At 46.2% G+C, this 12,110-nt stretch carries 12 protein-coding genes; 1 reads left to right on the top strand and 11 read right to left on the bottom strand.

The genetic code is table 11. The features are described from left to right. Positions 1-120: 120 nt before the first annotated feature. Positions 121-1,311, top strand: coding sequence for a glycosyltransferase family 2 protein (locus tag BQ9893_RS02755; RefSeq protein ID WP_075965376.1), 1,191 nt, complete (start codon positions 121-123; stop codon positions 1,309-1,311). A gap of 17 nt (positions 1,312-1,328) precedes the next feature. Here BQ9893_RS02755 and BQ9893_RS02750 read toward each other — a convergent pair whose 3' ends face one another. From BQ9893_RS02750 to BQ9893_RS02700, 11 genes are all read right to left on the bottom strand, one after another. Next, positions 1,329-2,444, bottom strand: coding sequence for a universal stress protein (locus BQ9893_RS02750; RefSeq protein WP_075964632.1), 1,116 nt, complete (start codon positions 2,442-2,444; stop codon positions 1,329-1,331). 112 nt (positions 2,445-2,556) lie between these two features. Beyond that, positions 2,557-2,832, bottom strand: coding sequence for a DNA-binding protein (locus BQ9893_RS02745; RefSeq protein ID WP_075964631.1), 276 nt, complete (start codon positions 2,830-2,832; stop codon positions 2,557-2,559). A 114-nt stretch (positions 2,833-2,946) separates the two neighbouring features. After that, the gene (locus BQ9893_RS02740) at positions 2,947-3,639 is read right to left on the bottom strand and encodes a phosphatase PAP2 family protein (RefSeq protein ID WP_075964630.1); all 693 of its coding nucleotides are present in this window, start codon (positions 3,637-3,639) and stop codon (positions 2,947-2,949) included. 81 nt (positions 3,640-3,720) lie between these two features. Further along, a complete protein-coding gene (locus BQ9893_RS02735; RefSeq protein WP_075964629.1) occupies positions 3,721-4,488 on the bottom strand; it encodes a tetratricopeptide repeat protein in 768 nt (255 codons plus the stop codon). A 4-nt stretch (positions 4,489-4,492) separates the two neighbouring features. After that, entirely contained in the window at positions 4,493-6,307 is a 1,815-nt protein-coding gene (locus BQ9893_RS02730) for a BatD family protein (protein WP_075964628.1), read from the bottom strand. Between the two features lie 49 nt (positions 6,308-6,356). Beyond that, positions 6,357-7,109 (bottom strand): tetratricopeptide repeat protein, encoded by a 753-nt coding sequence (locus tag BQ9893_RS02725; RefSeq protein WP_208610800.1) that lies wholly within the window; start codon positions 7,107-7,109, stop codon positions 6,357-6,359. A gap of 13 nt (positions 7,110-7,122) precedes the next feature. Then, entirely contained in the window at positions 7,123-8,142 is a 1,020-nt protein-coding gene (locus BQ9893_RS02720) for a VWA domain-containing protein (protein WP_075964626.1), read from the bottom strand. Positions 8,143-8,155: 13 nt separating this feature from the next. Continuing rightward, positions 8,156-9,142, bottom strand: coding sequence for a vWA domain-containing protein (locus BQ9893_RS02715; RefSeq protein ID WP_075964625.1), 987 nt, complete (start codon positions 9,140-9,142; stop codon positions 8,156-8,158). Between the two features lies 1 nt (position 9,143). Beyond that, the gene (locus BQ9893_RS02710) at positions 9,144-10,160 is read right to left on the bottom strand and encodes a hypothetical protein (protein ID WP_075964624.1); all 1,017 of its coding nucleotides are present in this window, start codon (positions 10,158-10,160) and stop codon (positions 9,144-9,146) included. A 9-nt stretch (positions 10,161-10,169) separates the two neighbouring features. Next, complete coding sequence (locus BQ9893_RS02705; RefSeq protein WP_075964623.1) at positions 10,170-11,039, bottom strand: DUF58 domain-containing protein; 870 nt, start codon at positions 11,037-11,039, stop codon at positions 10,170-10,172. Position 11,040: 1 nt separating this feature from the next. Then, the gene (locus BQ9893_RS02700; protein WP_075964622.1) at positions 11,041-12,036 is read right to left on the bottom strand and encodes an AAA family ATPase; all 996 of its coding nucleotides are present in this window, start codon (positions 12,034-12,036) and stop codon (positions 11,041-11,043) included. Positions 12,037-12,110 lie beyond the last annotated feature (74 nt).

Below are 12,110 nucleotides of genomic sequence, written 5' to 3'. Positions count from 1 at the left end.
GCAAAATATATTGATTGTTATATATTATCGGAAAATTTAATCCTTCAATACGTGAAAGACAGAAGATAATTTAAGTACATTTGCTGCACTCGGAATAATATGATTTATACAAAAAACTATATGGAACAGACATATCCCCTCTTCGTTTTCTTATTTTGGTTCGGACTGTTTATCGTCTTTTATACCTATATCGGTTATGGAATCCTGCTATACCTCATAGTTCATATCAAAGAAACAGTTAAAAAGAAAGCGATCCACCCCCTCCCGGCCTCTCTGCCTGACGTGACACTCTTCATTGCCGCCTACAACGAAGAAGACATCGTCCGGCAAAAGATGGAAAACTGCCGGGATCTCTCCTATCCTTCCGATAAACTCCGTATCGTATGGGTGACCGACGGGTCAGACGACCACACGAACGAACGGCTGGCTGCCTATGAAGATGTCTCCGTCTTCTTCACTCCCGAACGGAAAGGCAAAACTGAGGCTTTGAACCGGGGAATGCAATACGTCTCGACACCCTATGTCGTTTTTACGGATGCCAACACGATGCTGAATACGGAAGCCATAAAAGAAATTGTCCGCTGTTTTTCAAACCCTAAAGTCGGATGTGTGGCTGGTGAAAAAAGAGTCGATACCCAATCCGCCCAAGGAGCAACCGCCGGAGAAGGCTTCTATTGGAAATACGAGTCGGCCTTGAAAGATTTGGACGATCGTCTTTATTCGGCAGTTGGTGCGGCTGGGGAACTTTTCGCCATACAAACCCGTCTGTTCGAACAGATGCCGTCAGACACCTTGTTGGACGATTTCATCCTCTCACTTCGCATTGCCGCCAAAGGTTACAAAATTGCCTATTGCAAGGAAGCCTATGCTACAGAAACAGCTTCTTTGAATATGAAAGAAGAAGAGAAACGAAAGATACGGATAGCTGCCGGCGGCCTGCAATCGGTCTGGCGTCTTAGGGGCCTGTTCAATATTTTCCGCTACGGTATGTTGAGTTTCCAATATATCAGCCACCGCGTGCTACGTTGGACGCTCACCCCGTTGATGCTTTTCTTGCTATTGCCCGTAAATCTGATCCTCGCCCTGTCGGGAAATCCTTTCTATATAGGAACACTCACCCTGCAACTGCTGTTTTACGTTGCCGCCTATGCCGGTTACAGGATGGAACAACGAAACCTGCGCAATAAGCTGCTGTTCATCCCCTATTATTTCATCTTTATGAATGTAAATGTGATTCGGGGTTTCTTCTACCTGAACAAAAACAAAGGAAATGGAACTTGGAGCAAAGCAAAAAGAAAAGGCACGGACTAAATCCGTGCCTAAATGCCCTACGCGTGCATCACCAGCAACGGTGTATCGGTATGGAACAGCATCTTACGGGCGATAGAAGGATTGAACATACGCGCCAGAATATTCCGGCGATAAGTACTGAGTGCTATCACGTCGATATGTTCGTCCCGCACAAACTTTTCAATAGCTAACAGCAGATCGCCATCAGCCAAAACCGTATGGGTGATATGGGCTTCCGGATATTGCCTTTTAAAATATTCGTTAACTCCGGTCAAACGTATTTCATTCCATTCGTCTTTGCTCGTCGAGATATTGAACAGATGGATATGGACATTATACGGTTTGATGATTTCCATAAACTCATCGAACGCCACCAGGTCGCGTTGGTTAAAGGATGTGGCAAAGGCTATATTCTCGACTTCGCTCAAATCCTCAAAAGGTACATTTTCAGGAATGGCCAGGACAGGGACCTTATTCACCTCGATCACTTCGCCCGTGACGCTCCCGATCAGATCCATATCTTTCTGGCTCTTTCCACGAGTTCCCATCACGATCAAAGACGGATGGCACTCCTTGCAGTAAGCGATAATCTCTTCTTCCGGCAAACCTTCGCGGAGTACATAATTATATTTCACTTTAGGCAGTTCGCCGGATTGTATCTTACGATTGATCAACGTACAGATATTTTCCATGTCAATCTGGACACGCTTCAAGATATTCTGTGCCGTCTCTTCTTCGTTCACCTGGTAGGCCAGCGTGTCGCCCATCGGAATGGCAGACGGAAAATAAGGACTGAAGTAAGCGTGCATGATCATCACTTCGGCTCCGACTTTATGGGCATAGTTGATTCCCAATTCACACGCTTTGATAGAGTAGTCGGAAAAGTCTATCGGTATCAATATTTTCTTTTCCTGCGGACCGGCTTTTTCCTCCTGTTCGGCATCTTCGTTGAACCATTTGCTGTCTTCGATGATACGCAAGGCATGAGGCAGATCACTTTCTTTAATTCGCACACGTACACCAGCCGAAACCACTGGTTGGATTTGGTTTACATTGTGTATGTAGACTTCAATCCCCTCTGTTTCAAGTATCGTTTTGAGAATCTGAGCTTTCTCGAACGTGTGAATCGCTAACGTTACTAATTTATCTTCCATACTCGTGTGTTTTTAGAAATTAAACAATCGGAAATCACTAAATGTTGAGTAAAAAAAATCCCACAGCATCTTTTATAATCAGCTATGGGATTCTTAAAGAGAATGAATTTCTTTACGCTTCCTGTGCTTCCGACACTTCCTCGTTTTCGGCAAGTATCTGCAAAGCACGTTCGAATATTGTGGTATCGTCCAATACAACCAAACCTCCGTCAGGTCCCGGTTCAATATGTATTCCACAACTTTTACCATCTTTAAAATTATGCCCACCGAAGTAGTTGCGAACTGTTTCAACAGAGATTCCCAATTCATCAGCAATACGGTGAGTACTTCCATCAGGCAAACTGTCTTTCAGTTTGCGAAGTTCATTAAATGTAATAGTTTTTGTCATGGCTTTCTTATTTTGAAGGTTAATACTTCGTTTATTTTCATGCCACTAACTTAGTCATTATAAATTACAACAACAAAATTATTCTAAGAAAATAAACATGCTTTACGACATGTATCACTTTTGCAAGCAAGCCGCCAACGGCACATTAAAAACAATAATAACCAGTATCGTCACATATATAGCATAGACAATGAGGCGAATACGTTTTTTCGAATACAAAGGTTCTTGGAAATTCATTTCTGCAGGCAACAGCTTAGAACGCCCCAAAACATAGAGTTTGTAGGTTATATAGCCGAAGAACACGCCCACGATAGCCCCCGGTACGATATCCGAGATAAAATGGACTCCGAGATAAACTCGCGTATAAGCCGTAAGAGCCGCCCATAAAAAGATTGTCCAGCCGAACAACTTGTCTCGCAAGATGAGAGCCATAAGGGTCGCAAAACCAAATGCATTCGCGGCATGGCTGGAGATAAAGCCGTAAAGACCTCCCCGGTATCCGAAAACCGTTTTCACCTGATCCATGAAATCAGGATGATGAGTCGGGCGAAAACGGGTGAAGATAGGTTTACAGACGTGAGAAGCAAACTGGTCGCACAGCGTAACGACCAATACGATCGCCAACAGAATCAATAAGGACTCACGCCAGTTCTTTTTATAGATCAGCACCAACAGGATCAGAAAGGCTAACGGCAGCCAAACTGCCTTTCCTGTGAAGATCCACATGAAACGATCCAGAAAAGCAGAGTCGCTGCCGTTAAGCGCAAAGAACGCATCGCGTTCGTAAATCAGTATTTTTTCAACCATAAGAAAGATGATTTGTGATTTAAGATTTATAATTTATGATTTATGCACCGATGATAAATCATAAATTATAAATCTTAAATCTTAAATGATTTCCATGTCTTTACTCGGCATCCAGCCCACATTTCCATCTTCCATTTCTATTTCATTCCAATCTCCCAACTTGCTTTTGACGGAAACTTTTGTTCCTTCATGCAGAATGAACAGATCGGTCCCGCTTGCATCAGGAGAACTTTTCACCGTAACAGTCGGGGCAAATACGATCCCGCTTTTCCGGTTTACCAACTCGCTCTTCTGATTGGCGGCAAATATATTGGAGAATATGACCAATACAAGGAATACCAGTCCCAGGTAAAAACCGATCTTCTTCAAATGAATCCATTTGGAAAAGAAAAACAGGATCAGGCATCCGATAAAGAGGATAAAGCAAACAATACCGGTCTGTGCCCATGAATCGGCAGCTCCTAAATTCTGAATCTTGTCGAACCAACGGTGCAGGAAGAAATCGCCTACCGGTTCAAGTTTGTCCACCGATTTCTGACGAGCCAACTGCAAGTTGAAACGAATGTCCCCGTCTCCCGGGTCCAACAACAAGGCACGTTCATAATTCAGGATGGCCGGAGCAATCTTGTTTTCCTTATAATAGGCGTTTCCCAAATTATAGTAGATATCGGCCGATTCGCCATAAGTTTTCAAAAGCCCTTCATAGAGTTCGATAGCCTTGCCATAGTCTTCTTTCGTATAGGCAGCTTCTGCTTCTTTGATCGCCGCCTCTTGAGCAAATGCCCCTAAGGCAACAAACTGGACCAAGAGGAAGAATACGATCTTTTTCATATTTATATTCATCTTCATCGCGTTACTTTTTAATTGTATTTTCCATTTTACCAATGGCATCCACAGTCTGTTCATATAACTTATCCATCGCATCCGATGCCTGTGCCGGAGCATAGCGGGCAAACTCGCAAGTGTTCAGGATGTCCATAAATTCTTTGATCAAAGCATCGTCCACACCGTATTTTGCCAGTTCCGTTTCGACATTGTCTTTTGTCAGGTTGGCCTGCGGGATGCTCAACTTGTCGCTCAGGTAACCCCACAAGGCACGAAGCACTTCGTCATAGAATTCTTCTTTCTTGTTTTCCTTCATCAGCTTGCCGGCATTTTTCAGACGTCTTACTGCCATCTTATTGGCTTTCTTCGTACGGACCAATGCCAAGTTGGAATTTTCTTTCACCTGCTTGCGGTAGATGAAGAAGAAGACAATGAAGAGGATTGCCGGGATCAGGTAGCACATATAGTACATGAATGAACCGAAGAAAAGTTCATTATTCGGAACGAAATGAATGTCGTTCACCTTCAGGTAACGGATATCCTTACCCAAGTATTTAACGCTCTCCTTGTTGCTGAAGTTAGAAACGACAGGAGAAGGTGTTCCACCTCCCTTACCTTGCTCTACATGCAGCTTGTACGGTTCGGAAGTAATCGTCTTATATGAATCGGTCTTCGTATCGAAATAAGAGAATGCGATAGCCGGAATTTCGAAATCGCCTGCATAACGAGGGATGGCCATATATTCGATCGTCTTCGTACCGGAAGTTCCTGCCGTGGTGGTCTTGAGGTCTACGTCTACCTTCGGATCATAAACGTCGAAATCGTTCGGGAAAGCGACTTCCGGATTCTTTACCAGCTTGATGTTTCCATTACCGGAAATCTTAACCTTTACGGTAACGGCATCATCTGTCTTTACATTATTGGAACTGATGCTGGATGTCATTGTGAAATTGCCCACCGCACCGGAGAATGAAGCCGGTTTACCTGATGGCAACGGTTTGACATCGATCGTTACAGGGGGAGTTGTCAATTCTTTCTTCACATCAATATAAGACGATGAACCGAAGAAATCGTCGAATACGCTACTTCTTTGTTTGGCCGGTCCGGGCACACGCAAAACAATATCCAGTTTGCCGGAAGGAATCGTAATCTTTCCTGAGCGCTGAGGATACAATACCGTTTGTTTTATAATGGCAGTCCCGTAGTTCTTTCCCTTATAGTTTTCCATTACCAGTTGCTTATTTTGAGGCAGTTCTACCTCTTGGGCAAGGAATCCTGTAAATTCGGGGAACTTAGGCTGGTCGATACCTCCGATATCTTTTCTTACATACAATTTAAACGTAACCAAAATACCTTCCTGTTCATACACATTCCGTTTAGAAACATCGATTGTCAGAAAAGCATCGTCCTTACTGATACCGGTACCGGTCGAACCGCCCTTGGTTGCCTCTTCCGCCTTATCGGGAGGAAGCACTTTTATCACCAATGCGTTAGAGGTATAGTTGGCACCTTTGACCTTGATTGTTGCCGGTGCGATGTTGAAAGTACCCTCTTTCTTCGGTTGGAGGATATAGGTAAACGTCAATGACGTTTCGGTTGTCATTTTACCGTTAATGATCTGGGTACTCATATTTGTGGAAGTAGACGGACCTATCAATACCTCGAAGTCCGGTATTTCCGGTACACGTATATCCTTACCTTCCGCATTCACCGTGTACGACAATCTGAAAGTTTCTCCCATAACGACAGCTTCCGGAGCAGAAGCCTTGAACGTCACATCCGCCGCCCTGGCCACCACTCCGAAAGTTGCAAAGAGAATAAATAAGAAAACTAATTTCCTCATTCCTCAATCCTTATTTTTTAATTCTTACTTTTTAATTTTCAATTTCCGTTTACCACTCTTTATCCGTGCGACGGCGCTGTTGCTGTTGAGCCTGCGCTTTCTTCACCTTCTCCTGAGTGTCTTTTTCATCCTGCAGGAAAGCATCCAACATCTGCTGAGCGTTATCCTTGCTCATCTGCTCTTGTTGTTGCTGCTGTTGTTCCTGTGTCTTATCCTGCTTCTTGTCATCCTGCTGTTGTTGCTGATCCTGATTCTGCTGCTGTTGATCTTGTTTATCCTGATCTTCCTTCTTGTCTTCGTTCTGATCCTGATTTTGATCTTCATTCTGCTGATTCTGCTGGTCCTGCAACAACTTTTGTGCCAAAGCCAGATTATAGCGTGTCTCATCATCTTTCGGATTCAGGCGCAAAGATTGTTTGTAAGCTTCGACACTTTTGGCATACTCCTTATTCTGCATGCCAATATTTCCGACATTATGATAAATTTCCGCCAAGCGGGCTTTGCCTTCGGGCGTTTCGATCATCTTTTCTCCCTGTCCGGCTATCAGCTGGTACTGCTCGGCTGCTTCAGGGAATTTCTTCTGCTTATACAGGGCGTTCCCCAGGTTGTAGGTCCCTTCGGACGAACGCGGGTTCACTTCCAAGCTTTTCCGGTAAGCGATTTCCGCCTCGGTAAACTTTTCCGTCTCATACAGTTTATTTCCCTCCCGTACATTCTTACGTTCCGCTTTCTGAGCCAACACAGTTCCACAGCAGAACATGAATGCCGCCATCCATATAATCGATTTTCGCATACGTTTCATCTTGTCCATAGCATTAAGAGAATAGTTTTACTTTTCTGAATATACGGTTCTTGCGGTCCAACGTCATGAAATCCACCAGAAGCAGAATCAAGGCGATCCAGGCGAATGTCTGGAAACGTTCGTCATATTCCGAATAGACTTTGCTGTCCAGTTCCGATTTATTCATTTTATCGATCTCTTTTTGAAGTGTACGAAGCGCAGAGTTCGTGTTGTCGGCACGGACATACGTCCCATGGCCGGCAGCCGCAATCTCCTGGCACATCTCTTCATTCAACTTCGTGATCACCACATTTCCCTCCTTATCCTTCATGTAGTTGTTGCTGCCGTCTACCGGGATCGGAGAACCTTTCGGATCACCCATACCGACAATGTTCACATGAATGCCTTTTTCTGCTGCCGCGGCAGCTGCTTTCACAGCATCGTCTTCGTGGTTCTCGCCATCGGTGATCAGGATAATCGCCTTGTCCGATGTCTCGCTCGGCGTAAAGGAACGCATCGCCAGGTTGATGGCAGCCCCGATAGCCGTACCTTGTGTCGACACCATCGACGGGTTGATGGATGAAAGGAACATCTTGGCCGAGACATAATCGGAAGTGATGGGGAGCTGCGTGAAAGCATCTCCTGCGAAAACGATCAGTCCGACCTTATCATTCGAAAAGCCGTCAGTCAGCTTGGACAACATCTGTTTGGCCTTGGACAGACGATCGGGCGAAACATCTTCCGCCAACATCGAGTTGGATACGTCCAGACAAACCATGATCTCCACTCCCTGACGCTTCACTGTCTCCAGTTTGGAACCGAACTGCGGTCCGGCCATGACTATGATAACCATCGTAATGGCTCCGAACAACAGCCAAAACTTCAGATGCTGACGCTTGGGAGAAACCTCCGGCATCAACTCTGCCAACAATTCGGGATTACCATATTTCTTGATTGCCTTCTTCTTCAAGACGATTGCATACACATAGAATGCAACCAACACGGGAAGCAGGAAGAGCAAGTATAAAAAGTCCGGATGTGCAAAACGAAACATAAGCCTTTTATATTTACGGTATATTTCTTAACAATGTATTTCTCAATAATATCTCGACCAGCAACAGCGAGAACAGCAGGATCGCCCAATTCTTGTACTCTTCCTGTTTTTTACTGTATTCCTGCACGCTGATCTTCGTCTTCTCCATCTTGTCGATTTCCGAATAGATTTCCTTCAGGCTGGCATTATCCGTCGCACGGAAATACTGTCCGCCGGTCGTAGCGGCAATCTGCTTCAGAGTCGGCTCGTCGATCTCCACGTCGACATCCATATACTGGACACCGAAGGCTGTCTGGAACGGATACGGAGCCTTGCCCTGCGTTCCGACACCGATCGTATAGACACGGACCCCGAACGTCTTGGCTATCTCGGCAGCCGTCACCGGAGCGATCTCGCCCTGGTTGTTCACACCGTCCGTCAACAGGATAATCACCTTCGACTTGGCCTGGCTGTCTTTGATTCGGCTGACTGCATTCGCCAACCCCAGGCCGATCGCCGTCCCATCCTGGATTATACCCGGCTGGACATCCTTGAAGAGGTTCAGCAGGACCGTATGGTCGGTTGTCAACGGGCATTGCGTGAAACTCTCCGCCGCAAACACGACCAAACCGATATTATCGTTCGGACGGCCGTTGATAAAAGCAGACGCCACATCTTTGGATGCTTCCAGACGGTTCGGCTTCAAGTCCTGCGCCATCATACTGGTCGAGATATCCATTGCCAGCACGATGTCGATACCTTCCGTCGAAGAGTTCTGCCAACTGTTGGTCGACTGCGGCCGCGCCAATATCACGATCAGGACAGCCACTGCCGCCATACGCAAAATGAAAGGGACATGCCTGAGCCAGACTTTCCAGGAGCTTGCTCCCGGAGCATCGAAACCTTCTGTAGACGATACCTGCAAACTTGCCTGATTCTTGCTCAGTTTGTAGACGTACCATCCGATCATCGGGATCAGCAACAATAACAAATACAGATATGTAGGATTTGCAAATACCATCTTATTCTTTCCTTATATTTGAATCATTCTTTTCTACAGCCTTTACTTCATCTTCAGCCTTTTCACCTTCTCCGGGAACAGGAATCTCTTCCACTTTCGTCTGGTTAACGAACAGATAAGCGTTCATCATGCTCAAGTCGTTCTCGTCGGGCAGCGGATTCATCTTCGCGAACTTCACGAAATCGGCCAGTTGCATGATCTGTTTCAGGCTTTCATAGACCGAAGTCGCCTCCTGCTGCTTACGGATGAGATCGAGTATCTCGCCGGAAGTCATTTCCATCGCATTGATACCGAAACGCTCCACGATATAACGGCGCAACGTCTCCGTAATCAACGTATAATACTCCTTGCTGCGACCCTGTTGCCAGAGTTTCTGCTGCTTGATCTCGTCGAGTTCCTTGATCGCCTGTTCGTGAGGCGGAAGTTTCGGTTCCGGTTTTTTGAACGGCAGGATGGATTGGCGGTTACGCATACGTTTGATCACGTAGGCAACCACACAGACCAGGAACAGAGCCAGCAATACGCCGAATATCCAGGGATAGTAATCGGCCAATACAAAAGGCGGCTTCCAGACGCTTTTGATATCGTAAAACTCCTCCGGTTTGTCGGCATTGACAGGAACTGTCGACACCTTCAAGGCTACTTGGTTGGAGTAAACGGTATCCGGCCCGTCGATCACCATGAACGGGGGCAACAAATAAAGGGAAGAGTCGAAAGAGGTCACCAGCAAGTCCTGCTTGATCAGCAGGCGGTCGTTTTCGATCAAGGTGGAGTCCGCTTTCGGGATTTCCAGCACCTCCACTCCCGCCATCAACGTGTCGCGCGGAATGACGAGCCGGACGTCTTTATCTTTGTCTGTCGTTACCGTCAAATGTAAAACAGTCTGTTCTCCGATCAGTATAGCGGCAGAATCGACACGGACGTCAACGAGTGCCTGCTGCGCATACGCTTTCCCGCCGGACAGGAACGTTCCGCCGGCAAGTGCAAGTAACAGAATGCTTTTCTTTATTAATTTCATTTGTTTGCTTTAATTACGTTTGTCAAAAAGAGCAATCAATGCTTTCACATAATCATCTTCCGTACGGACGGAAACCGAATCGACACGACATTTCTTAAACGAATCGCTCATGGCTGCCTGCCGGCGATCCCACCACTCTTTGTAGGCGGCCCGTACACGGGCAGACGAACTGTCTATCCAACGCTCCTGTCCGGTCTCCGCATCCTTGATCTTCATCAGTCCCACAGCCGGTAGTTCCGTCTCGCGGCGGTCATATACCTGTATGGCCACCACGTCATGCTTGCGGTTGGCGATGGTCAAGGCATCCTTGAAACCGTCCTTGTCGATAAAGTCGGAGATCAGGAAAGCCGTACAACGCTTCTTGATCGCATTGGTCAGATATTTCAGTGCCTGTGCAATATTGGTCTGTTTTTTATCCGGTTGGAAGTCGATCAGTTCGCGAATGACATACAAGATATGTTTCTTCCCTTTCTGGGGAGGAATGAATTTCTCTATCTTGTCGGAGAAGAACACCACGCCGATCTTGTCGTTGTTCTGGATAGCCGAAAAGGCCAGTGTCGCCGCGATCTCCGTAATGACTTCTTTCTTCATTACATTCACGGAACCAAAGTCCCTACTTCCCGACACGTCGATCAGCAACATCACCGTCAGCTCCCGTTCTTCTTCGAACACCTTCACATAAGGGCGGACATAGCGGGCGGTCACGTTCCAGTCTATATCGCGGATATCGTCTCCGTATTGATACTCGCGCACTTCGCTAAACGCCATACCGCGCCCTTTGAACGCCGAATGGTATTGCCCGGCAAATATATTGCGGGACAGGCCGCGAGTCTTTATCTCAATCCGTCGAACCTTCTTTAATAGTTCACTTGTTTCCATATTAAGGGACTTCGACTTTGTTCAGAATTTCGCTGATCACCTCTTCGGATGTCAGGTTATTGGCTTCCGCTTCGTAGCTCAAACCAATACGGTGGCGCATCACGTCGTGGCATACGGCACGGATATCTTCGGGGATCACATACCCTCTGCGTTTGATAAAGGCGTACGCACGTGCTGCCAATGCCAAATTGATGGATGCACGCGGAGAGGCACCGAAGGAGATCATGTTAGCTAAGTTTGCCAAGCCATGTTCCTGCGGGAAACGGGTAGCGAACACGATGTCTACGATATAGCGCTCGATCTTTTCGTCCAGATAAACCTCACGGACGACTTTACGTGCCTCCAGGATTTCGTCTTTGCTCAAGATCGGTTTGATGTCCGGTTTCACTCCGGAGATATTCTGACGGATAATCAGCTTTTCTTCTTCTTTCTTCGGATAGTTGATGATGACCTTCAGCATGAAACGGTCTACCTGTGCTTCAGGCAGCGGATAGGTTCCTTCCTGCTCGATCGGGTTCTGGGTCGCCATAACCAAGAAAGGAGACGGCAATTTGTATGTGTTTTCGCTGATTGTCACCTGGCGTTCCTGCATTGCTTCCAGAAGGGCGCTCTGCACCTTTGCCGGAGCACGGTTGATTTCATCCGCCAATACAAAATTAGCGAAGACTGGTCCTTGTTTAACTTGGAATTCTTCGCTTTTCTGACTATAAATCATCGTACCGATCACATCGGCCGGCAACAAGTCCGGCGTGAACTGGATACGGCTGTATTTCGCATCGATCAATGATGCCAGCGTCTTAATGGCCAATGTCTTTGCCAATCCCGGCACACCTTCCAGCAGGATATGGCCATCCGAAAGCAGACCGATCAATAATGATTCAACCAAATGTTTCTGTCCAACAATTACCTGGTCCATACCCATCGTAATCATGTTCACAAACGAACTCTTACTTTCAATTCGCTCGTTCAACTCACGAATGTCTACTGTCTGACTCATAGATTCTCTTCAATTATTTTGTTACTATTTTTATTCGCTTTTTTAAGATGCACAAAATTAGAAATGTTAAATTC

Origin of the sequence: Parabacteroides massiliensis (assembly GCF_900155425.1) — a bacterium.
GTDB lineage: Bacteria > Bacteroidota > Bacteroidia > Bacteroidales > Tannerellaceae > Parabacteroides > Parabacteroides massiliensis.
This window is presented reverse-complemented; position numbering and strand designations above follow the sequence as displayed.

What these genes read in the sequence shown, in the direction of transcription:
- BQ9893_RS02720 (WP_075964626.1), bottom strand. Translation starts at nt 8,142, where the DNA reads ATGTTTCGTTTTGCACATCCGGACTTTTTATACTTGCTCTTCCTGCTT.
- BQ9893_RS02710 (WP_075964624.1), bottom strand. Translation starts at nt 10,160, where the DNA reads ATGAAATTAATAAAGAAAAGCATTCTGTTACTTGCACTTGCCGGCGGA.
- BQ9893_RS02725 (WP_208610800.1), bottom strand. Translation starts at nt 7,109, where the DNA reads ATGAAACGTATGCGAAAATCGATTATATGGATGGCGGCATTCATGTTC.
- BQ9893_RS02750 (WP_075964632.1), bottom strand. Translation starts at nt 2,444, where the DNA reads ATGGAAGATAAATTAGTAACGTTAGCGATTCACACGTTCGAGAAAGCT.
- BQ9893_RS02715 (WP_075964625.1), bottom strand. Translation starts at nt 9,142, where the DNA reads ATGGTATTTGCAAATCCTACATATCTGTATTTGTTATTGTTGCTGATC.
- BQ9893_RS02730 (WP_075964628.1), bottom strand. Translation starts at nt 6,307, where the DNA reads ATGAGGAAATTAGTTTTCTTATTTATTCTCTTTGCAACTTTCGGAGTG.
- BQ9893_RS02745 (WP_075964631.1), bottom strand. Translation starts at nt 2,832, where the DNA reads ATGACAAAAACTATTACATTTAATGAACTTCGCAAACTGAAAGACAGT.
- BQ9893_RS02740 (WP_075964630.1), bottom strand. Translation starts at nt 3,639, where the DNA reads ATGGTTGAAAAAATACTGATTTACGAACGCGATGCGTTCTTTGCGCTT.
- BQ9893_RS02755 (WP_075965376.1), top strand. Translation starts at nt 121, where the DNA reads ATGGAACAGACATATCCCCTCTTCGTTTTCTTATTTTGGTTCGGACTG.
- BQ9893_RS02735 (WP_075964629.1), bottom strand. Translation starts at nt 4,488, where the DNA reads ATGAAGATGAATATAAATATGAAAAAGATCGTATTCTTCCTCTTGGTC.
- BQ9893_RS02705 (WP_075964623.1), bottom strand. Translation starts at nt 11,039, where the DNA reads ATGGAAACAAGTGAACTATTAAAGAAGGTTCGACGGATTGAGATAAAG.
- BQ9893_RS02700 (WP_075964622.1), bottom strand. Translation starts at nt 12,036, where the DNA reads ATGAGTCAGACAGTAGACATTCGTGAGTTGAACGAGCGAATTGAAAGT.